We start from the raw sequence: 22,756 nt of genomic DNA, 5'->3' as shown, positions 1-22,756 counted from the left end.
CGCCCTGTCACTCATAAAGATGACAAGCTGCGTAGTGGCCTGGTTCAATTTCCTTCAGAAGCGGCCGTACCGCCGCACAAGTATCCATTGCCTTCGGGCACCTCGTGTGGAATGGGCATCCTTTTGGCGGGTTTGCCGGGCTTGGCACATCTCCCTGCAAAATAATCCGTTCCGGACGGTGTTCCACATCCGGTATTGGTACAGCTGACAAGAGAGCCTGTGTATATGGATGCTTCGGGTTTTCATACAGCTGTTCGCTGGCGGACAGTTCGACGATATTCCCAAGATACATGACGCCGACACGATCGCTTATATGTCGCACGACGCCAAGGTCATGCGCGATGAATAGGTATGTAAGGCCGTATTCTTTCTGCAGGTCCTGCATGAGGTTCAATACCTGCGACTGTATGGATACATCCAGCGCGGACACCGGCTCATCCGCAATAATCAGCTTCGGATTAACGGCGAGGGCACGGGCGATGCCGATCCGCTGGCGCTGCCCGCCGCTGAATTGGTGAGGATATCTCTTGGCGTGCCAGCTGCTTAAACCAACCACATCAAGCAGTTCCTTTACACGCCTTTTCCGTTCTGCCTTGTTCTTGACGCCATGGACGATCAGCGGCTCCTCGAGGATTTTCTCGACCGTATGCCGCGGATTGAGCGACGCGAATGGATCCTGGAAGACCATTTGCATCTCGCGGCGCATCTTTCTCATTTCATCGGCCGGAAGAGATGTGATATCTTTTCCTTCGAAATAAATTTTGCCATCGCTTGGCTCCAAAAGCCTAAGCAGCATTCTGCCTGTAGTTGATTTACCGCAGCCGCTCTCGCCGACAAGCCCCAGTGTTTCCCCTTTATTGATAAAGAATGAAACACCATCCACGGCTTTTACTTCCCCTACCGTTTTGCCGAGCAGGCCGCCTCTAATCGGGAAATGCTTTTTCAGGTTTTCAACCTTGACCAAGGGCTCTGTCATGCTTGTTTTCTCCTTTCCGAGTCGTCATAGAGCCAGCATCTTACCTGCTGTCCATTATCAAAGCTGGAAAGGCCGGGGGATTCGCTAATGCAGCGGTCCATCGCATGCGCGCAGCGCGGGGCAAACTGACAGCCAAGCTTGAGTGACCCCGGCTTCGGAACATTGCCCGGTATCGAATACAGGCGGTCGACCTTTGTCCTCATGTCCGGCACAGATTGAATAAGGCCGATTGTATAAGGATGCTTCGGGTTTTGGAAAATGGTCTTTACATCGCCTTCCTCCACCACTTTCCCTGCGTACATGACAAGCACCCGCTCGCACATTTCAGCTACTACGCCAAGGTCGTGCGTGATCATCATGATAGCGGTATCCGTCTCTTGATTCAATTTCTTCATTAGCTCAAGGATCTGAGCCTGTATCGTTACATCGAGTGCCGTGGTCGGTTCGTCCGCGATTAACAGCTTCGGCTCGCAGATCATGGCCATCGCGATCATAACACGCTGGCGCATTCCTCCCGAGAGCTGGTGCGGGTATTCCTTGACCAATTCCTCGGCCCGCGGCAGCCCGACAAGCTTCAGCATTTCCACTGCCCTTGCCATTGCGGTTTTTTTGTTCCATTTTCTATGTATTCTTAAGGATTCGATCAACTGCTCCCCAATTGTAAAAACCGGATTCAAGCTTGTCATCGGCTCCTGGAAAATCATTGCGATGTCATTGCCGCGAATCTGCCTCATTCTTGCTTCAGTCGCATTTGCAAGGTTTTCCCCCTTAAAAAGGATTTCACCTTCTACTTTGCCTGTTGCAGTGGGTATAAGCCCCATGATTGACAGTGATGTGACACTTTTTCCGCATCCTGATTCTCCTACGATACCCAAAACTTCACCGGGCTTGATATCGAAGTCTATATTATTTACGACCGGTATCTGGCCATCCTCTGTCAGGAAGCTTGTCTGTAATCCTTTCACTTCAATTATTGGACTGCTCATGGACCACACTCCTTTCTTGCTGGTAACTTCTCTAGAGGCCTTCTTGAATTATCCCATTTTTCAGTAAACTTTACAATAGATTTTTTTAAAATTATATCAATATATTGAATATTCTAGAATTTAAGGCAAAAAAAATGGCTGCAGTAGGGCAGCCAAAGGAGGAAAGTGAAGGTACAATACAACTTTTCTGTCTGTTGAGGAATTGTTGCGGGGCATAGAAAAACGAGGTACTTCGCATTTGTTCATGGGGCAGTTTTGAATCTTAATAAGGCGCAAAACAATAGATGATTCTTACATGAAGAAGTTATGTGAAGATTTTTGTGATTGCAGGCTATTGAGGAACCCTCTGCACGCCCTCCAGCAAAAAAGCCTGCCTTCTTAAAGTTTCACTGTCCAGCCGTTTTTCCAGGCTGGCTATCCTGCTAAGGAGTGATTCGTTATTTTTCTGAAGGATTTTGTATTGTGATTCCAGACGGGCAATTATGATTTCCAGCTCAAAAAGCTGATTCTCGCCCAGTGCCGTTTTTGCATTCGTTTTGGCTATGAAGCCTATGAGATCACCGATTAATTCCTCCATTCTATCTATTTGCTGGTATGGTGCAGTTCGTATAGAATTGGAAAATTCAGTTCCATGAACATGCATTCCTTGATGGCAGCGGCAAGTGGTACAGAATCTAAGCTTCTCTTTTTCTCCCATACGTTCACCTCCTAACGGCACTATTTTTCTTTATTGAGTTTTTATCATTTCCGGTTCGCTGGCAGCCTCTTGCGTTAAGCTCGACTGCTTCGGCCCGACAAACCTGACACCCTCAGCCACGACCTCAGTAACATATACCTTTTTGCCCTCATGATTATCATAGCTGCGTGTTTGGATCCTGCCGGTAATCCCGATGATCGACCCTTTCCGGCAATATTGGACAGTATTTTCGGCCGTTTTCTTCCATAACGTGCATTGGACGAAATCCGCATCATAGCCCCCGCCATGATTCCGGAAGTTCCTGTTTACCGCCAGTGTTATATTAGAGACGGCCTTTCCCTCCGGTGTATAACTGTGAGTTATAATTACTGCTGTCCCAAAAAACAATATATTTGCCCGATATTATAATTAAAAAATGACATTATTTATAATTGCTAATGTCATTTTAGTGTATTTCTATAATTTATATTGTCATTTTTTGAACAATTGATTTTTCTCTATAGTCGACCTTTTCGTTTATAATCTGAAATAGCCTGTAGAACCTCTTGATATTCATATAAGGTAGCAACCGAAATACCAATTCCTGCTGATATCTGTTTCATTGTAGGACGTTCACCTAATGTCATAAATTCATCAATAACTTTAACTGCCGACATAATCATCTCATTAACTTTCCTTTTGCTATATTCCTCATTGTGACAGTTTATTTTCTCTGAAATGTAATGATCCAGCGTTAAGTTATTTCGTCTAACATAACTACGATTAATCCCTAGATAAGAATATACATCTTTCATAACGATGAATTTACATTGGTTGTTATCCGAAGTAAAAAACCTTTCAACCGACTCATAAAGATGTCTAAATCGGGTCTTTCGGAGTTTATTATTATGATTGTTAATGTCTGTTTTCAAATCATCATTCAATGAATAATGCCTAAAAATTGATGGTGTTTTTTCTAAGGCTCCTGCAATTTGCAATAGGGACATATTTTCAGTGCTTTTAACAGCAGCGTTAACAATTTTTTCTACTTTTCCTTTCACAATGGTTTTTGAATGAAAATACCGAACCCTTTTAATATTTTCCGTTAAATTCAACTCGTTCTGTACGACTGGAGAAGCCAAGTAATAACCAAGCTCATACATATTCCACGCAAACAACCTCTTTGCTTTTTTATACAAATTAGGAAAGGCCATGGAACCTTCATAAATTTCATAAAAATAGCTCACATCATCCGTTGGCATGTTTTCTTTTTTTATTTTCACTAGATTAGTAGTTGAAAATAACTCATGGAACAAGATATACCCTAAAATTTGATATGTTTTACTTTTGGCTATTCGTGTTATGCCCCTTATACTTTCACCTTTTTCTAACATCTTTATTACATCTGAAATCAAGGTAATTTGATTCTCCACATCTTCCCATTCGTTATTTGTGATATTCACTCCATACCTTATATTACAAGAAGTACAAACTACCATAGATAAGTACTTATCTTTTAATCTATGATAAGAAGATACCACCTTTTGCATTTTATTATTACTGCCCTTGTGTAAGCACCATGGCGTAGCACAGTTAATGGGTGAAATCTGCTTATCTTTTAAACAAGCAAATTCTTTGGCAAAGCGATCATCAATTTGTAATCCTAGTAAGTCTTGGGCATTGATTTTATATTCTTTTGACATATAAAGTACATCAGACACCAAAACTGATCGCGAATTATTTAAATTTTTGATTGATGATTTTAATCGGTCCTCTTTGATGCGGCCTAGAATTTTCTTTGTAAAAATGACTGATTGAGCGTATAAAAGAGTTAGGGCAATTGATTGTTCTGTATTAAAAGGGAAAGATACTTTGGTGAAAGGTAAGGATGGATTTAAAAGGAACGTCCAATTGTCAATAATTCTAGATTCATCATTCCCCTTTGACATGGTAACTTGGCTTATAACTTGATGAGGGAGTTCTGAATAGCAGTAAAAGCAATGTTTTTCCATTAGACCTTCATGTAGATATGGTTGAATTTCTCCACAATCTTGGCAGGTGTCAACGAGAGGTAATTTGTGAATTTCACAGCAATTCACACCTTTAACCTGCCAAAGCAGTTTGAAATTTCCCGATTCTGCTAAACATTTTATACAAAACCTTCTTTTATCTTTTATTAATAGACCATTCATATCGAGCTTAAATGCCCGTTTTCTATTATCATTTTGATTGTATATTTTGTTAAAGATGACCCCGAATGAATGATTTTTAAGTGTTTCCACATCGTGGCCGCATAAAATGGATAAGTCATGTAAATTGATCACTTCATCAGGAAACACATCAATTAAAAATTTATCCTTGTTTACATATTTTTCCTTATAGACAAATTTTATTAGCTCTTTAAAATTTATTTTGTTCAAGGTACATAATCGAAAAACGAAACTACTCAATGACTCCCCCAACTTAGGGGCAGGTCTTATGCCCAATCTTTGTAACATAGTATCGCTGGATTTCACTTGGGTTCTCCCCTTTTAGATTTTTTAAGCTCGTCGTGAATATAAGCCGTAATATCAGGTGCGGTTCTCCACAATATAGTTCGATTTATACCTAAACAAGAGTATACATACTGTGCATCCAGGTTCTCTATTCCTCTTGAAAAAAGCTCTTCAACCTGGCTACGAATTAATGCATTTTTTTGTTCTTGTTGGATTTCTTTTTGCAATTTTTTATACTGAGCAATTATGTCATTACAGCCCCAGTATCGAATGGTCCCAGAAGATACTCCCAGTTTTACTTTTACATTTTTTAATGTGATTTGTTCGTTGTTAGCTATAAATTCCTTTAGTACCTTTTTAACCAGGTTTATCTTTTCCTCTTTTCGTTTTATTCCCGTTTTTGGAATATCCGTTTCTCCTGCTACTACCTGTCTAGATGGTTTATTTTTTTCGGTAATGGCCTTATGAAAAGATTCTGGTATATCTACTGAAAACAATTGTTCGAACGATGAATTTAATACGTTTAATATCTTCAATAAGAAGGATATATGCAATGTCTCCGAATTGATCAATGTCCCTCTGGCATGTTGAAGTAATTTTTCCGCCCCGCCTGGAAGATCCAAAAGATTCTTAATTAAATCTTTAGATAATTCATCTATCCGTTCCCCATTTAAAGTATATAAAATACGGAGACTTAGCTCATCTAGTGGAATGTATTGTTTATTTTCTTCCATTAAAAAGATCCACTGGGACTGATACCAATGTTGAAATTGAGTTTCCCCTAGAGTCGGAACAGCTGTAATCGACTCCTCCAAAGTTTTCGTACAATATGGGCAAAGGGCGGTTTTTTTAAGGTGTTTATAGAAAATGATATTATTACAATGTGGACAACAGTTTGTCAACTTGCATTCATGAGCTAAACATATATCCACATCTTTTACTTTCCACAATAATTTATAATATTTGTTTTCTTTTAAGCACATCGGACAAAAGTGTAGTGTATCTCGAATAAAACCAGATAAGATACGCAAATTAGCTAAATTTTCCTTTCGGGAAAAATGTTTTAATAAGTGATGGAATGAACATTTTTCGACATCTTCCTTTGATATCCTGACGGACATGATTAGCTTATCTACGTCAAATATGCGGTTAGGGAAAAGGCATAACAAATCATATTCCGCTTTTTGTATCCAATACTCCCTTCCTTTATACTTAAAACTATTAATAAACGTATTTATCGGAATTGCATTACTATTTGCTAATCGTAGCAGATAGCTTAGGAGGGATTCACCATTTTTTGGTCTGCATCTTACTGTAAGTTGTTCTAACATATGATACGTCCCTTCAATATGGGAGATAGTGATAGTATCTCCCAAAATAGGACGTTTATTAATTATGTTTCACCTAGTCTTCCTCCGTTTCTTCGTCACCTACAACAATCTTGTAAGCTCTATCTAAATCGGATATTGTTATTTTCGAATCATTCAAATCATTAATGTCTTCCTCATAAATTCCCCTTAATCTGAATGCTTCTTGGATAATTGGAATTAAAAATCCAACCTTCCCTTTGCTTTGGCGATGTAATAATGTAGGCAGGACGGAGTTCCTGTTCCCTAAACCCAAAAAGTATGGGAGTGAAAGCTGCTTTTCAACAGCGTTCAAAAAGTCACAAAACACCTCATCACACTCTTCGAATCTTCGCAGGTATTTAACACGGAACCTTGATTTATATTGATCATCCAAATCCCGCAGTTCCTTTGCGTTCTGAGTACCAATCAAGACTAGGGAAACATTTGTTACATTCGAAATACTTTTTAAATGTTCCATTGCGGATTTCTTACTTACCGCCGTCGAAGTTAAAATATTGTGTATCTCATCCATGATAAGAATTTTAACTTGCTGTTTTTTTAATAGATGCATCATCCGATCCTTAAGTTCGCCCACATTACCAGGAATTCTTGTTGTCCCCAATCCCTTGAAAATTGCATAATACAACTCTTTCCAAGTAAATGGATGTGGTGTTTCTACCAAAACTACTGGTTTAATGTCAACTTCGTTATCATCTTCGTCCACGATAGTATACCCTGGATTTCTTTGTAAATAATTTTTCGCCATTTGCGATTTGCCTACCCCACCACCTCCAAGAATGAAAGAATGCCTACTTCTTTGTTGAGTTGGGAGTGCATCGAGGTGTTCATAAATTTCAAGTATCTTTTCATGCTCTACATAAAGGTTATCCACTCGAAATGCGAGGTCTCCGCAATCTTTTATCATTCATAATCACCCTTTGCTCGCCGTTCTTCTTCCAACGCCATGTTGAGAATTTCCTCGTAAGTCATATTTTTATTTTTGTTGTATGTTTGATTCTCGGATGGTCTTTCTAGTTTCACTTGGAAACCATTCCTTTCGGCTTCTATCCTTACTCGCCTTGACTTCTTATAACTATCTTGAAGTTTGCGTTGATAATTAGCTTTTTCTTGTTGGATTTGCTCGTCTGTAGCGAATTGACTTCTTAAAATTTTTCCATCTTCCTTAAGTTTCTTCCGTAGCAGCTCGAATGTACTTGCCTTCATGCCAACTACTGTGTCCGCAGAAGGGTTATGACATGGAACCTCTATATACTCATTTGTTTCTGGATGTTTAAGGTGAACTTTACTAATATCATCCATATCGTATTTAACAAGATATTTTTTTTCTCTTTTATCGATTAGACTATTCAGATTTGTGGATCTGTATAATCTGTTCTCATGCCTTATCCCGTCCCTTGTATACGGTTTCATCATTGTTGGAAGCAATTTCATTTTAAAATTTGATTCGTCTTCCTCAGCAATAAAGTCTGGATAGCCCCTCACTTTCAATCCTTCTATAAAACGGGAAATTGGAGAACTTTGGTCCAGGGGTAATCCTCGATGTTCCTCGTAATGATATATATCAGTTATATACGTCACCAGGAGAGCTTCCAAATCCCTCAAAGTAAGTAATGCGTTTTCCTCGGGATTATACTCGCCTAAATCCATTATGTTACTTTTTCTTGTTCCCCTCATACGGTGAATGATAGACGAATTTAGTGTCCCAATTAACCTTTCAATTGTACCACCATAGCGTGGCGTAGCAATGGGTCGGAATCGCGTGTGTGATTTCAAATCCTCTTCAATGAGCCGTTTTATTTTGTAGTTTTTGAATTCACTACCATTATCGAAAACAAACGTATCCGGAATACCAAAAACTGGCCATTCATTGGTAGTATTGAATCTCTCCTTCGTTCTTTTTAATAGAACTCCATGTTCAATCGCCTTTCTTACCTTGTTGGCCGAGGGTGGATCAAATGAAATATGCATACACCATACCATTCTACTGTATACATCAATTCCTAATGTTATATAAGGTCGGCCTTTTACAAGTGGTGCCGCTTCATCAATAACATCAATATCAAGTTGGGTATGATCGATTTCAACTATATGAAGGGGGTACAACGCTTCGGTATTTGCATATCCTCTGCTAATATCTTCGTACTTTTGAGCAGAAACTTTCCCCAACCGCATCCGTTCGATCAATTTATCAGAGATGCGATCAAGCATTTTATAAATGGTAATAGCGTAGGGGGGCTTTATGTCTTTTTGAACACATTTTATTGCTATTAAATCATAAATCGCTTTTTTTGAAGACTTTTTAATCGTAAGGTATTCTTTTTCAATTACCTCTTTGATGATCGGAATATATTCGGCATGTATTCTAACGTTGAGTGTTTGCAAAATCATTTCAGGATGCTTCGGATGACATATATCAAGGATCTTATTATCACTCCTATGACGATATCCATCGCCAGCTTTTGATATCAAACCCTCTTCTCCTACTGCATTATTTATTGCAGCACCGCTATAGGAAGAATAATATCGTTTTACGGTACGACTACTGATTGAATGCTTTGATGCAATTCGTTCGATTATTGTTTCTTTCGTGACATTTTGTATATTTTCCTCGTGTTTAAGTAGCTCCTTATGATATTCATTGAATTCATAGAACGCATTAAACTCGTTAGTTTTCACCCTGTCAAAAACCAAAAGTGGTCGAATTATCTCCAGCCGTTTTGAAACCTTTTCTCGTTCATTTTCTGATAAGGAATCAATCAGAGAGGCATACACCTTCTTATCCTCTTCTATGTGTTCAATCATTTTTTTACTCGGCAAAAACGAAGCATCTGTAACTACGTCAACAAAATCAATATCAATCACTGCTCCATCGGTATCATATCTTTTCATTGTGATTTTAGGAGGATCAATATCAAGAATGATATATTTTCTCCCCCGGAAAATGAGATTACTGTTCACCTTCAACTGATTAAGTTTCATCGTTAAAGACCTCCGAAATTAAATAATTACCAAATAATGTATCTTCTTTCTCGTTGAGCTTAATAATAGAGTGCGGGGAAACTTTTTCATTCACATCTATATGAACATAACCAGTTGCAATCAAGTGATAAATGACGGGTAATATGAATAAAGGATCCACTTTTGTTGTAAAACTTCTCGCTATCACCTCAATAGAACAAGGTTGTAAATAACTCAATTTTTCTAGCACTTCAGGTCCCCATTTGGTGTATATGTTTCTTCTTCTTATAAACCCAATTAAAAAGTTTATATTGTGAATAATTTCCTTAGGCAAAGTTTTTGGGAAAATCACCGTATAACTCCAGCCCTGTTTTTGAGCATAAACATTGGACCACTTATCGATTAATTGCAATCTCTTTGAGTACTGTTTCTGTGATTTAATTTCGAAAAGGCAGGGTGGATCATGTTTTCTAAAGACCAAAACGTCTGGAATGTGAATCCAATGTTGCCTATCTCCTTCCTTATCGTAGTATGGGATTCCAATTTCACATGGCTGTACATAATACCTAAGTGTCAAAGGGTCCAGTTCCAAAAAAAAGTAGAAAAGGCATTCGCCCATAGATTCATATTCAAACGATCTTTCCATTTTATTGCTATAAAAGTATCCAGTTGAATGGGGATTCTTCCAACTTAGTTTATTGTTCACCTTTCTTTTTGGGGCAAATTCAACATCTTGTTTCTTCCATTTATTCATATCCATTACTTTGCCTCCTGAGAAATTTGTGTCGTTGTGTCGTATTGTAGACAATTTTATAATATTTTAATCAGTTTGGCAAATGTATTATTGAATTTGTAGCCACCCCTAAAATTTTAGTATTATATTTCTAAAGGTGATGATGCTATGAAAATTGGAGAATTTTTACGATCAGCCCGTAAGGATAAAAATATAACTTTACGGAAGCTCAGTGAGATCACTGATATTAGCTTTTCTCAATTAGGAAAAATAGAACGAGAAGAACACAAGCCGTCTAAAGAAAATCTTATAAAAATTGCAAACGCTTTAGAAATTAATGTCGCATTTCCATTACAATTATTGGGCTATGACACAGGTGAAATGAAGACTAACATAATTGACCCTTTATTGAGGTATAAAATGTTTGTGAGGGATGAATTAAAATGTAGGATATGTGGAGCTAAAGCTCCTACCGTTACTTTAATGACTGATTTAATAGTTCCAGTGGATGATGGTGAAGAAGTGAACTTGGAAAATATGGTGAGTTTGTGTGAAGAATGTTTTACTGGAAGAAAGCGGTTTATTGAGATTGAAGGGTTAGAAAAGGATTTTCTTTTCAAGAAAAATAAATTAAGAATTAGCTTAAAAAATAATTAATTGGCTTTAAATCCCATTTTAGTAAACTGTAAATAAAGGACGACTTGACTTATTCTCCTAAGATTATAAGGATTTGTTAAAGGGTACCATTCAACTTGTATTTGAAGCGGAAATTGACAACCACTTGGGCTACCAGAAGCATGATTACGAAGGTGACCATTCAACAAATAGCCAAAAAACAGTGAAAACCAAGTTTGGAAATGCAGAGTTAAAATTGCCGAGAGACAGAAAAGCGAATTTGATCCACAGATTATCAAAAAATATGAAACCACTTTGAATGGATTGGAAGACTAAATCATTGGCTTATATGTAAAAGGCTGTCGACTAGGGATATCGAAGACCATATGCAGGATCTCTATGGGATAAAGGTATCGCCTGCCATGGTCAGTATGGTAACCGATAAAATCATGCCCCTCATTGTGAAATGGCAAACACGTCCATTGAATTGGGGTTATCCGATTGTCTTTTTAAATGCCATCCACTTCGAAGTTAGGAAACAAAATCAGGTTGTAAGCAAGGCTGCCTACAGTGTTTTAGGGGTAAATGGTCCGGACACAAAGAGATTTTGGAGATTTGGATTAGATAAACGAGAGTGCAAGTTTCTGGTTGGGAGTCTGTACTTTCCGGCTTCTCTGAGGCGATTAGTACGATCTTTCCATAGACTGATATCCAGTTATGTATCATTCACCAAATCCGTAATTCCATGAAATACGTTTCGTATAAGGAGCAAAAAGCCGTGATGGCTGACTTGAAGAAAATCTACCAGGCCCTTACCCTCGAAGAGGCGGAAATGCAGTTCTCCAACTTCAAGTAGAAATGGAGCAAAAAGCATCCGATTATCATCAAATCATGGGAAGCAAACTGGCTGTTATTAACCGCCTACTTTAGTTACCCTGCCGAAATTAGAAGGCTGATTTATACCGCAAATACGATTGAAGGCTATCGCCATCAGCTCAGGAAATTCACCAATACCAAGACAGCTTGTCCCACGGAGGATTCACTCAGGAAGATTATTTATCTAGCTACTAGTGAAATCTCAAAGAAATGGACTATGCCTGTAAGGGGATGGAAAGAATGTATATCGCAGCTGGTCATTTATTTTGGGGATTGATTGGAACTGAGCTTTCCGCTTGACCGAAATGTGGTGCCGGCTTGATATGGAGCCTCTCATGGGCATGATTTCCGGCGATTAGGCGATACCTTCCAAAAACAAAGGCATCGCCCGGCTCAGAACATATCATGCCCGCCACTCCATATAAAGCCGTTCATATAATAAGGTGAAAACCCCATTTACACAAAAAGATTTATACTCCCTTACAAAACTAATTGATTTGGAAACTTGGATTAAAGATGGTTGTTTAAAACAATGTTTTCCCAATATAAAAGGGCACATTTAAATGGCCCTTCTTTTTCTCCTATAAATTATTTAGGATCATTTGTTTTTCTTCAGCTGTAATACCATATAGATGGGTAACTTTCTCATCAATTTTTTTACTGATGGAGTCCCATTCAGTCATGAGCCGTTCCAGTTCTACTTTTTTGGTTTCAATAAATTCAAATAGATTAAATTCATCTATTTGAGATAGCTTAACTTTTTGTTTCTTGAATTCAGCAAGCAATTCTTCGATTGGTGTAATATACCATTCTTCAACCTTTTGATTCACCGTCTTTAATCCAAATCTCTTCACTAAGAAAAATACCACTTTATTTTCAAAGTGTGTTACATTATTCGAAATATGCATACTCAATTTTACTAGCTGTGCAATCTCATTGTCACCTGTTGCGTTTACATAAGGGATTTTTGTCATAAAGACAGTTTTAAATCTCTTATATCCTCCTCGAGCATCCGTTGAAATCAGGTTAAACAGAAAATTGAAAATGGAGGAATTCAAAATAGCCAACTCACGATAAGGGTCTGGTGTTTCGATCCAGAACAATGTCATGTCTAAAACATTTCCCTTTGTTAAAGCAAAACTGCTTCGATTTGCAATATCAGGATAGGTAATATAGGTTTTTTCAAAAGAAAATGCCTTATTAATTTGCTGATATTCATACCAAACCTTCGAACCGTTGGCCAACCCATCTTTAATAATGGCCCTTGCCTCTAAATCAGGCCTAAACTGTTCTAAATATGCTTTGACAACTGGATAATCTTCAATATTCACAAGCTCCAGCTCTTGTTTCTCAAGGTTTTCCTTGTAAGGAAAAATAATGGAAAATTTAGAAAAACTATAATAAGGTTTAACATCTTTCCCATTTAAATAAGGTTTGATGATTTCTTCATTTTTCGGATCTTGTTTAATGAATTTCCGGGCTTGTTCTTTTGATAAAATATAGGCTGGGTTTTTAGCTGTTTTGATTCCTGCTTTTGGCTTTCCTAATACTTTTTCTAAAGTGTCATAAGTAGTCAACATTTTTTGATTTAACGCACCAATATTATCCTCTAAAAAGTTCCAAACATCATCCCGCATTTTCGATTGATAGAAAGGCCTTTTCTTTCGCTCAAAATATGCTCCCAGGGCTTGATCTAATTCTTCAAAGTAACAATACTGGATTTCTTGTTCACTAACATCTTTTTCCTTATCAAGAATGATAATAGATGGATAAGCAACAATATTTTTAAATACATCTAAATCATCAAAATCCATAAAATAACGCAATCTTGATTCCTTTAATAAGAAAGAACGTAAAGGATGACCATAGGTTGTGGTCGTATATTTAGACGAGCAAATATAACCCATTTTCCCACCAGGTTTCAACACTTCAAAGGCTTTTTCAAAAAAATACACATATAAATCCGCTCTTCCGTGAAATGTTTTATATTTCTTTCGGAGATGCGGCTTAATTGAAACAATCCATTCTTGTCTCACATAAGGTGGGTTTCCGATAACAATATCAAATCCGCCTGCATTAAATACTTCGGGAAAAGATTCGTTCCAATAGAACGGATTTGAATCAAAATTAGGATCAGCGACAACTGAATTTCCACACAAAATGTTTTCATCCAAAGATGTTAATGGATCTCGTTTATTTGCAGTTTTTAACCAAAGAGAGAGCTTAGTTATTTCAACGCTTTCTTTATTAATGTCAACACCATACAAGTTATGTTTCAAAATATGCTTGTCCAAGTCAAACAGACTAATCTGACCGCCTTCTAGTTCGGCTAAATGGTTATTGATTTCTGTCCCCTTCTGATATAAAAAATCAAATGCTGCATTTAAAAATGCCCCTGATCCACAGGCAGGATCTAAAATTTTAATATCACGAACAATTTGCTGAACTTTCGTGTAAAACTCAATATGATCTTCAACTTTCGTTTTTCTTTTAATCCTTTTACTGCTCTTTTTCTTTTGGTATTCAACAAAGTCATCGTCTGTTAATACAGGGAGGTTCTCTTCTCCAAGTTCTTGTCTTTTTTTATCCAGCCACTCGCCGATCGTCCGCTCTACAATAAAACGTGTTACAAAAGGTGGTGTATAGAAGACTCCGTTTCGTTTCCGTTTACTTTTGTTCTTATCAAATTCTTCACCGCGTATTTCTTTTTTAAATTCTTCAATATCGGAGATGGATTGTTCAAAAATATGTCCCAATAAGTTAACATCTAGTTCTGAATGGAAATCATATTCTGTTATTCTTTCAAACAAAGGAAAAATATCGTCTTTAATTATGAGATTGTCCAGTACAGAATCTTCTTTAAATAAACCACCATTAAATCTATTTATATCCATTGGTGGATTCCCTTTGTCGATAGACCAGAATAATGCTTTTAGTTGATCCCATATCCTAGTTTCGCTTAGTCCAAAATTTGCTTTAGCAGCCTGGATAACTTGACGAAATACATTTTCAGGTAATAAACGTGAGTCTTCACAAAAACAAACGAAAATAAATCGATCTAAAGTTTTTTGTGTTTTTTCAAATAATATGATTTCATCTATATCTTTATTATGTTCGGTTAAATGTGAGTAAAGCTGTTTTCGCACATTCTTATAATCGGCATAGAATTTTTCGGAAATCTTTTCTTCCTCAACCTCATTCCGAATGTATAATTCATCAATTTTAGCTATTCCATCACGATCAATTAAAAAATTAATATTTAATAAGTAATAAAATTTCTTAAAGGAGTCTAGGTCAGTTGCAAGATCTTCCATTAGAAATAGTTCATACTCTGTCATTGTTTGTGAATGGTAAAGACGGATTTCCTTAAAATTAGAGACAATTACCCATTTGCAATTTTTCATCTTATATTGATAACTAAATGCTTGTTCTACGGGTGTCTGGTTGTTTTCCCTTTTTTGTTTTTTATCAAGGTCGGTTCGTGCATCTTTTAATTCAATAACTACCCGTACATCTTGTATAGTCTCCGTAAAAAAACCTAAACCGCCATCAGCTTTAGTCCCGTCCATTGTGGTTTTTTGTTCTGATTGAATGTTCCATAGGTGTCGACCAATGCGATCTTTGTACCCCAAAACTGTTGTAAAAATTTTATTGAGGAAATCACCTTGAATAGTTTCTTCTTTTGTTTTTGCTAAATTACTATGTGTGAGGCTATAGTTCCACTTCTTTATGATTTCCCACTTTTCTTCAAAATCAGGAATATCATTTATATCTAAAGTTTGTATTTGTTCGGAAAGATATTTTCTATTAAAAATATATTGTTGGCTCATTTTTCCCCTCTACATTCCGACATAGTCTTAGATTTATTATACAGGATTAGATTTTATCCAACACCTTAAAAAATTTCATAAAAAAGCCATTAAAAAAGTAAACCAAATATATAATGTTCTTATTTTCTTCAAATTCAATACGTTGTTAGAAGAGGGGTTTTTTAAAGGAGTGAAAACATGTTTGGCGGGTTTAAGGCAAAAGCTCCAACAGAATATAGGGAAACAACAAAAAGAATGGAAAAGAAAAAGAGGGATAACGAAATACTGATAAACAACGTAACAGCACTGAACAATTACAAAAACTTGTAAAAGAATCCAACAAGCATAGAAATTAAAAAAATCTCAAGGAAGGAACGCAAACACTCACGCAATTTCCCCTCATTTCACAAGCACAAAAAAACGCTGAGAATTCAGCGTTTTTTTTCCCAATACATTTTGTCTCCACTCTATATATAAGAGCTTATAAAAGAGGGGGATTTATACTTATGATTATGGTCGTATAATCATCTATTAACATTAGTATTCGAGTTCGATCAGAAAAAGTAAAGACTCCGTATAAAACACCCGGTTACCTTTCTAACTAGGTTTTCACGTCAACTATATATAAATTTTAAACTCATTAGGATCCAGCTTTTTTATTAGATCCGTTATGAAAATAGACTTTATAATGCTACTTGTATCTTCACATATTGAAATCATTCCATAAGATTTTCCCGCAGCCTCAATTTTTTCAACCATGTATTCCATATCTTCTTTATTATTCAAAAAAATAATTTTTAATAATTCTTCAAGATCCGTCTTCCCTGGAAGTCCAAACTTATAAATAAACTGATAACTTAATAAGAGTATCATTTTTTGTATGCAATGTATTTTTGAAAACCCATTGAATGAATAATGATAATAATCAAAATCAAAAAATAGGTTTTGTCGTTCAATGATTTTCTGGGCAAAAACTTTTACAACTTCCAGATAATTTTTCAGAGTTATATGACTAGCACTTATTTTAATCAAATAACCTGAACAGCTGTAATGGTTTAATTCAATGCTTTTATACAATGCATGTACAATGATTCTAATTATCTCTTGAGCTATAGTTTTTTTATAAATCCCTTTAAATTTGATCCCTTCAGGTTTATCTATTGGTAAATTAACATACTTTTTAAACCTTTCATCCGAGGCACCAAGTTTTGTTGAAATTGTTCTTGCAACATCTTCAGGTTTTTGAACAGTACTATAGAACAAATCCAATAAAAGCCTGGTTGATTCAGTTAAAAATTTTACATTATCATTTTCAACAGCTCGAACAACCAAAGACTCCACTAAAATGATTTCCTTATTAATGAAAGATGAATAAAAGGTATGTTCCTTTTCGGAACGTTTATCTCTAAATAAATTTACTGCTTCGAAAAATTTCATCGTGCTTGTTATATAGTTTAACAAATATGTATACTCCACCGTTTTTTCATCTGAGAATTCTTTTATGGTATGAAATAGTGCGGAGTTATAACATCTAGCCAATTCTTGATAGAAATTATTTATTTCTATAAACTCTTCTTCAGTTAATACATTTAAATCAAATTCATAAACTTTAATGGGATTTAATGCTGCGAATTCCAAATAGGCTAATTTTTGTATTTCCGTAACATGGTTATTTGATGCTTCTCTTATCAGCATTTCGTAGCTGTGAAGAATTGTTTTATAAATATCAACAAATTTTTCATTGTAATTTTGTGGCACTGCGTCCTTTTGAAAGAACCTATTTTGAAAAATATCAGTAAAAAGATTTTTTCCTTTCACCAAAAAAGAATTATGGTCTTTTTCTATAGAAAATACACTCGTGTACTGGAGATCTGAAGTATCGATAAATGTTTGATAAAAATCTTTTGTCAAGGCAAACGTTTGTTTTAACTCGGCTTCAATATTTGAAAAGTTTTTTTTTGAAATAGCTGATATTATTAGCTGATAATTTGATTCCAATAGATACTTATAAGAATCAAATAAATAATCGTTCCTTGGGTTCCAGTACGTTTTATTTATTAAATATTTTAAATGATTATGTAACCGAATGTTTTTCTGGTATGTCTGTTTTAAAGAAACATGAATATCCATGTGCTTAAATAAAAGATAGGAAAATAATAGTAGTGCTGTAATTGTTAGACCTGCGAAAATTATCGAAAAATTATAATAATAATTAGGATAACCAATTATTTTTGCTTCTGTTTCTGTGGGATAATTGATAGAAGTTCTAATGGCAAAGATCAAAGCCCCAAATTCAATAATAATTGTATTTATAAATTGAGAAACAATATTTGAAGTTTTTATATTTGTATATGATGCATCTTTCTTTTCACGGTATACAAATGTAAATATAGTAATAGTAGCAGGAATTATAAACAATAAGAATTTAATTAAATAGTCAAGAACTAGATGGTTTGGAATGAAAATAGATAAATCAACACTAAAATATAAAAAATCTGTAAGTAAGAGAAAAACAATGCATACACATGAGAAAAATGGGAAAATAGCCTCCCATTTAAATAAAAACCTTATACTCCGTTTTGGATTCATTATTTGATCACCTTACTGTAGCAAATAATTCCTCGGGTAGATTTTTCTTAAAGTAATTAGTCATCGATGAAGTACTTATTTTTTTATCTTCACTAAAATGCCAAGCATTTAACCAGGGGGTCTCACTATGTGTCATATCAACTAGTGTACCTGCATTATATTCGCCGAATTTAGCCCAAACAATTCCCAATATTTTCATTTGATTTTCTTTTAATTTTATATTAGGCCAGTTGAAAATCCCTTGTATATCTAAGTCACCATATTTTTTATATTTATGGTATATTTCCTTTACTACTGGTCCATATTTCCATGCTTCAATAGGTTCATCAAATAATGGCTCACCGTTTGTCATAGCTAAATGATACCCTTGTGAGTAGTAAAGCAATTTTTGAAGTTTTAAATTAGATAGCTCTAATCTCCGAGGGTCATGTTCTTTTAAGAACAAAAGAAATTTAGCTGCCTCAATTGCAACCGCCATATGAATCCCCCTTTCTCGCTTTATTTATTCGACAAAAAATAAGGTGATACCTTTATTTTCCCTTTATTTTTAAAAAAAACACACAAAACGAATAGTATAATTATTACACTATATTCAAATTTCATCAATAAGATTAAACTTTTAAAGGATGATTTTAAATTTTGTTCATGTTAATCCGCAAAATGTGTTTTGAATTATATATTCTTTTCAGATTACTTTAGGGCATAAAATCCACACTAATTTCATCTATTCAATCGATTAGAATAATCAGTAATTTATTTAGTCCTAATGTTCAAATAAACTATCACAAATCGAATCATTTCAATTACCGAAAACGACAACTGTACTTATAATGGTTTTTTAAATATATAATTAGGAATGTCATATTCCGTCAAATTAGATAACTGTCTTCAAAAAATGCAAAAAGGCGTAAGTACGAGAATAAATTCTCATATTTAAGCCTTTTAAGTGACAGCCTTAGTTATAATGTTGTGTCAAAATCAATTATTTCTTATGACAAGGTTAATTATAACTCACAATAACGCAGCTCAGGATCTTTCACGAGCCTTCCCACCAGTGTTACCTGATTGATCAAATAACCAACTCCTTTCTGAACGTGTGACCTCATCATAGCGGATTCGTTTTTTTAGGTAAAATCGGCAAATCTCTTGTTGCCGCATATTTTCCTAGCTATAAACCTTCATACTTATTTTGGAAGTTCCAATTTTCAAAAGAATATTCATTCAAAAAAATCGTTTTCCAGATTCGTCTTCTTTTTTCGACTTATTTTTTATTCGTTCACCATTCAGACACAAAGTCCCCTAACTCTTTTTGCTTTGAACGCCGGTTCTTTTTCAGTTATGCTATAAGCAAGAGGTCGCAGGAATAGTAACAGATTTATTGGATACTGTATGAATACCCGAATGGAGGGATATTATGAAGACATTTAAATTAATATCGCTGCAAATTGTCTCGGACGACCGGACATTTATTGACATAGAATTGGCAGATGGCCTTATCATTAATAAGGAAGACGATCATAATACCTGGATTATCGAAGCGTTTGTTACGGAAGGCCATTTCGACGCAGTAGCACATCTTGTCCCGACCGGCCAAAAGGTTAACGTCCAGGCTGTCATTACAAAGAAAGACAATGACCCGGCAGCTTTCAAAACAGTTGTGAATAAGACCAAAAAAGTGGATGGCCATGTGATCCTCCTTTTAGAAGGCCATCTTCAGAAAACCCGCAGTAAATATGCAGAGCTTCTGCTTCAGGATTTAATCCAGCAGGGAATAGTCGGCGACGCCCTGATAGAACAATTCAAGGAAAAATTGCATTCGCGGCCAAAGCTGGCCTCAATGAACAAACAATAATTTTTGCGGGCTGGCCGGTTGGCGAGCCCTTTTTTTTGCAGAAGATCAGTCCCGCCCACTAATTTTGACCGGCTCGTTTTTGAATCAAAAAAAGACCGGTCTTGAAAGCGATTAATCCGCACAAAAGAGGAAACGGGTTTCCTTCCTTTTTGTAGGTCAATCTCCTTCAAAAACCAATCTTTTGTTTGAATCTTCCGCGATGATTTTAACGGTCCTTGCCGTTTCTGTTCCTGTTGTCATCATCATTTAAGATGCCGTCATCATCTATAATGTTTCCATCGTTCCCATTTCCGTCATTGTTTACGCCTGCGCCATCTTCATCATTGTCAATGCCTTCTTCACCATTTTTGCCTGGATCCAAGTCTGCATCATTATTTCCGTTATCATCATTATCTCCAGGGACCATGTCATTGTTATTGTTATTGTTATTGTCATCTTGCTCTTCAACATTGTTATCATCAGGCGGTGCAGGATTGTTATTATCATCATCGTTATTACATCCAGCCACTAACATGAAAGACAATAAAGAACCGCCAAGCAAAGCCATCAACCGCATTTTCATGGACAGTCAACCTCCCTTCGTATGTAGTGGACTTTGAAATGTCCTGTACGTATTTTGCCCGGAAATCATAAAATATTGCATTATTATTAAAATTTTTGGGTTCCGGGAGGGAGGATAAAAAAATCGGCCGGGCATATATATGCCCGGCCTTCCAGAAGGGAGAATAAAAAGATGTGGTTTACCAAACCAAGTAAATTTCATAAGCAAGAACATCATAAAATGTGTTCATGCTTAGCTTCCACTATTATAATTACACGAAAGTTACACATTTTAAACCTGTTTCGTGAAAAATGCTGCTTCCCGATTACGCCTTTCCAGTGATTTCCTGATATAAACGGAAGCATGCATGAAAAAGTTCATATGTCTTGCACGCTGTTTTATGTATTTCTCCCTATCCTGCGTAGTGAAATAGACTTATCTATGTGTTACTCGCCAAACCCAAACATGATTTCCGTTTCACAAGCTATTTCCCCATCCACCGTTGCGACCGCTTTTCCTTTTCCAAAGGAACCCCGCAAACGGGTCATTTCGACTTCAAGCCGAAGCTGGTCTCCAGGTTTCACCTGTCTTTTGAAACGGCAATTATCAATTCCTGCAAAGAAAGCGAGCCGCCCTTTATATTCTTCCTGCCGCAGAATCGCCACCGCCCCCACCTGGGCAAGCGCCTCTACGATTAAAACGCCCGGCATTACCGGGTAATCAGGGAAATGCCCATTAAAAAATTGTTCATTAGCCGATACATTTTTAATCCCTACAGCCCTTTTTCCGTCTTCTACCTCAAGAATTTTATCTACAAGAAGAAATGGATATCGATGTCTGATAATTTCTTTTATCTGGGTTACATCTAACATAGTTGTGTCCTCCATCTTTCAATTTTTTTCAATGATACCATGAAAAGCATGAAGGATACTACCTCATCTATCTGTTCAAGCTGTTTATGCAGAATGGGGACTGATCATCTGATCGGACCCTGAAGAATCCACGGCAAATGAGTTCATGCAACCCAAGGATGCTTGAATCTGAGCGGTAAAATTATAAATCTTTATTCACAAGATCCACGATATGGGTCCAGGTTGATGTTTTAAAAACATCCGAAACTTCCCCGCCCCCAATAACGCTGTATCCGACAACAGCACCCGACAATACGCAAATGGTAATAAGCACACATACAATGACCAGTCTGAGCCAAATCGGCAAAAGCCTGATACGGATGCGTTCTTTCGTATTCTGCGCTTTTTCTGCCTTTTTTTCCTGCTGCCTGTATTCTTGTCTGGTTAATTGTTTTTCTTCCATGCTAATGTGCGTATACTCCTTTGTTCTTTTTTGGGGTCTGTACCCCGCTGATTTAACGCTTCCCTGTAATGGGGGTATGCCCCCCACCGCTGTAACGTATTATAGTAGCGGGCTTCATTTTAGCGGATTCCATTGATTAATCCAAGCATTTGGTCTGCCATCGTCACTGATTTAGCGTTGAATTGGTATTGCCTTTGTACATTCATTAGGTCCGTCATTTCCTTGGATAAATCCACGTTTGAGTTTTCCAAAGCACCCTGACGCATCGAAATGTCCTGCCTTAACCCGCCTTCTAAAGCCGTCATGATGTCTTCTTGATCTATTCCAAGATCATCAAAATTAGCCGGAAGACCCAAAAGGTTTTCCCCTATCTGTTCCAAAAACTGCGGTTTTTTGATTGATATCATACCCAGATTGAAGGTTTGGACAGCTCCGTTATCCGTTTCTGCTTTCAACTGGCCTTCCTTGGAAAAGGTTAAATTTTCAATGCTGCCACTTATCACAATGGGATTATTAAATTCATCAAGCACTGGATATCCCTTTCCGGTAACAAGCATCATTTGTTCAGGGTTATTTGAAACCGGGCTGAGATAAAAGGCGCCATCCCTCGTATACCGTGTGTTTTCACCTTGATCGTCTGCTACGCGAACCTTGAAGAACAAATCCTCTTTTTCAAGTGCAACATCTAGGCTGCGCTCTGTGTTTTTAATGCTGCCCTGGGTGAGCACAAGCTGTGACTGGCTTATTCTGGCCCCGGTTCCTTGCCTGATCCCAAGCGGCGTCAGCCTTCCGATTTCATTTCGTTGTTTTTGGTTATTGAATTCCTGGACGAGCAGATCATTGAAGTATGATTCCTTACGTTTATATCCGGTCGTTTGAATGTTGGATATATTATGGCCGATCATATCCATCTTATGCTGAAGCTGGCCGAGTGTATTCGTAGCAGTAATCATCGTTCTGTTCATT

At 36.7% G+C, this 22,756-nt stretch carries 19 protein-coding genes and 1 pseudogene; 4 read left to right on the top strand and 16 right to left on the bottom strand.

Features of this window, described 5'->3' with window-relative positions; genetic code table 11:
- Positions 1-7 precede the first annotated feature (7 nt).
- The 9 genes from D0466_RS20555 to D0466_RS20515 all read right to left on the bottom strand — a co-directional run bounded on the left by D0466_RS20555 (position 8) and on the right by D0466_RS20515 (position 10,221).
- The gene (locus tag D0466_RS20555; RefSeq protein WP_117324383.1) at positions 8-976 is read right to left on the bottom strand and encodes an ABC transporter ATP-binding protein; all 969 of its coding nucleotides are present in this window, start codon (positions 974-976) and stop codon (positions 8-10) included.
- Entirely contained in the window at positions 973-1,962 is a 990-nt protein-coding gene (locus tag D0466_RS20550; protein ID WP_117324382.1) for an ABC transporter ATP-binding protein, read from the bottom strand. The genes D0466_RS20555 and D0466_RS20550 overlap by 4 nt, the downstream gene beginning before the upstream one ends.
- A gap of 331 nt (positions 1,963-2,293) precedes the next feature.
- Complete coding sequence (locus D0466_RS20545; protein WP_117324381.1) at positions 2,294-2,659, bottom strand: hypothetical protein; 366 nt, start codon at positions 2,657-2,659, stop codon at positions 2,294-2,296.
- A gap of 30 nt (positions 2,660-2,689) precedes the next feature.
- Positions 2,690-3,046: a single-stranded DNA-binding protein gene (gene ssb, locus D0466_RS20540; protein WP_233522769.1), complete on the bottom strand. Its 357-nt coding sequence runs from the start codon at positions 3,044-3,046 to the stop codon at positions 2,690-2,692.
- 110 nt (positions 3,047-3,156) lie between these two features.
- Positions 3,157-5,154 carry a TniQ family protein gene (locus tag D0466_RS20535; protein ID WP_117324379.1) on the bottom strand — a complete coding sequence of 666 codons (1,998 nt, stop codon included), beginning with the start codon at positions 5,152-5,154 and terminating at the stop codon, positions 3,157-3,159.
- Positions 5,151-6,464, bottom strand: a complete 1,314-nt coding sequence (locus D0466_RS20530) for a TniQ family protein (RefSeq protein WP_117324378.1) — start codon at positions 6,462-6,464, stop codon at positions 5,151-5,153. The genes D0466_RS20535 and D0466_RS20530 overlap by 4 nt, the downstream gene beginning before the upstream one ends.
- Positions 6,465-6,537: 73 nt before the next feature.
- Positions 6,538-7,407: a TniB family NTP-binding protein gene (locus D0466_RS20525; RefSeq protein WP_117324377.1), complete on the bottom strand. Its 870-nt coding sequence runs from the start codon at positions 7,405-7,407 to the stop codon at positions 6,538-6,540.
- Positions 7,404-9,482, bottom strand: a complete 2,079-nt coding sequence (locus tag D0466_RS20520) for a Mu transposase C-terminal domain-containing protein (RefSeq protein ID WP_117324376.1) — start codon at positions 9,480-9,482, stop codon at positions 7,404-7,406. Before D0466_RS20520 ends, D0466_RS20525 begins: the two co-directional genes overlap by 4 nt.
- Complete coding sequence (locus D0466_RS20515) at positions 9,472-10,221, bottom strand: TnsA endonuclease N-terminal domain-containing protein (RefSeq protein WP_117324375.1); 750 nt, start codon at positions 10,219-10,221, stop codon at positions 9,472-9,474. The genes D0466_RS20520 and D0466_RS20515 overlap by 11 nt, the downstream gene beginning before the upstream one ends.
- A 141-nt stretch (positions 10,222-10,362) precedes the next feature.
- On the opposite strand from D0466_RS20515, the gene D0466_RS20510 reads away from it, so the two are divergent.
- Together D0466_RS20510 and D0466_RS23405 are read left to right on the top strand one after the other, a co-directional pair.
- A complete protein-coding gene (locus D0466_RS20510; RefSeq protein WP_117324374.1) occupies positions 10,363-10,851 on the top strand; it encodes a helix-turn-helix domain-containing protein in 489 nt (162 codons plus the stop codon).
- Between the two features lie 67 nt (positions 10,852-10,918).
- A pseudogene (locus D0466_RS23405) lies at positions 10,919-11,962 on the top strand (IS256 family transposase); the annotation flags it as partial.
- 304 nt (positions 11,963-12,266) lie between these two features.
- Here the strand turns inward: D0466_RS23405 and D0466_RS20500 are convergent.
- Positions 12,267-15,515, bottom strand: coding sequence for an Eco57I restriction-modification methylase domain-containing protein (locus D0466_RS20500; RefSeq protein WP_117324373.1), 3,249 nt, complete (start codon positions 15,513-15,515; stop codon positions 12,267-12,269).
- 177 nt (positions 15,516-15,692) lie between these two features.
- Here D0466_RS20500 and D0466_RS23400 point away from each other — a divergent pair, with 177 nt between their 5' ends.
- The gene (locus tag D0466_RS23400) at positions 15,693-15,824 is read left to right on the top strand and encodes a hypothetical protein (RefSeq protein WP_267897406.1); all 132 of its coding nucleotides are present in this window, start codon (positions 15,693-15,695) and stop codon (positions 15,822-15,824) included.
- Positions 15,825-16,112: 288 nt separating this feature from the next.
- On the opposite strand, the gene D0466_RS20495 is transcribed toward D0466_RS23400, so the two are convergent.
- On the bottom strand, positions 16,113-18,083 hold the full coding sequence (locus D0466_RS20495; protein ID WP_117324372.1) for a hypothetical protein: 1,971 nt from the start codon (positions 18,081-18,083) through the stop codon (positions 16,113-16,115).
- Positions 18,084-18,090: 7 nt separating this feature from the next.
- Positions 18,091-18,561 (bottom strand): Panacea domain-containing protein, encoded by a 471-nt coding sequence (locus D0466_RS20490; protein WP_117324371.1) that lies wholly within the window; start codon positions 18,559-18,561, stop codon positions 18,091-18,093.
- A 936-nt stretch (positions 18,562-19,497) separates the two neighbouring features.
- Between D0466_RS20490 and D0466_RS20485 the strand changes: the two genes are divergently transcribed.
- Positions 19,498-19,935 carry a YwpF family protein gene (locus D0466_RS20485; protein WP_117324370.1) on the top strand — a complete coding sequence of 146 codons (438 nt, stop codon included), beginning with the start codon at positions 19,498-19,500 and terminating at the stop codon, positions 19,933-19,935.
- Positions 19,936-20,140: 205 nt separating this feature from the next.
- Here the strand turns inward: D0466_RS20485 and D0466_RS20480 are convergent, their stop codons facing one another.
- The 4 genes from D0466_RS20480 to D0466_RS20465 form a co-directional block, all read right to left on the bottom strand.
- Positions 20,141-20,497, bottom strand: coding sequence for a hypothetical protein (locus D0466_RS20480; RefSeq protein WP_117324369.1), 357 nt, complete (start codon positions 20,495-20,497; stop codon positions 20,141-20,143).
- Between the two features lie 425 nt (positions 20,498-20,922).
- The gene (gene fabZ / locus D0466_RS20475; protein WP_117324368.1) at positions 20,923-21,348 is read right to left on the bottom strand and encodes a 3-hydroxyacyl-ACP dehydratase FabZ; all 426 of its coding nucleotides are present in this window, start codon (positions 21,346-21,348) and stop codon (positions 20,923-20,925) included.
- 181 nt (positions 21,349-21,529) lie between these two features.
- Positions 21,530-21,790: a DNA-directed RNA polymerase subunit beta gene (locus D0466_RS20470; RefSeq protein WP_117324367.1), complete on the bottom strand. Its 261-nt coding sequence runs from the start codon at positions 21,788-21,790 to the stop codon at positions 21,530-21,532.
- Between the two features lie 119 nt (positions 21,791-21,909).
- Positions 21,910-22,755 carry a flagellar hook-basal body protein gene (locus D0466_RS20465; RefSeq protein ID WP_117324366.1) on the bottom strand — a complete coding sequence of 282 codons (846 nt, stop codon included), beginning with the start codon at positions 22,753-22,755 and terminating at the stop codon, positions 21,910-21,912.
- Position 22,756: the final 1 nt, after the last annotated feature.

Origin of the sequence: Peribacillus glennii (assembly GCF_003429105.1) — a bacterium.
In the GTDB taxonomy this organism is placed as follows: domain Bacteria; phylum Bacillota; class Bacilli; order Bacillales; family DSM-1321; genus Peribacillus; species Peribacillus glennii.
Note: the sequence above shows the minus strand (reverse complement) of the source record. Positions and strands in the feature narration are given on the sequence as shown.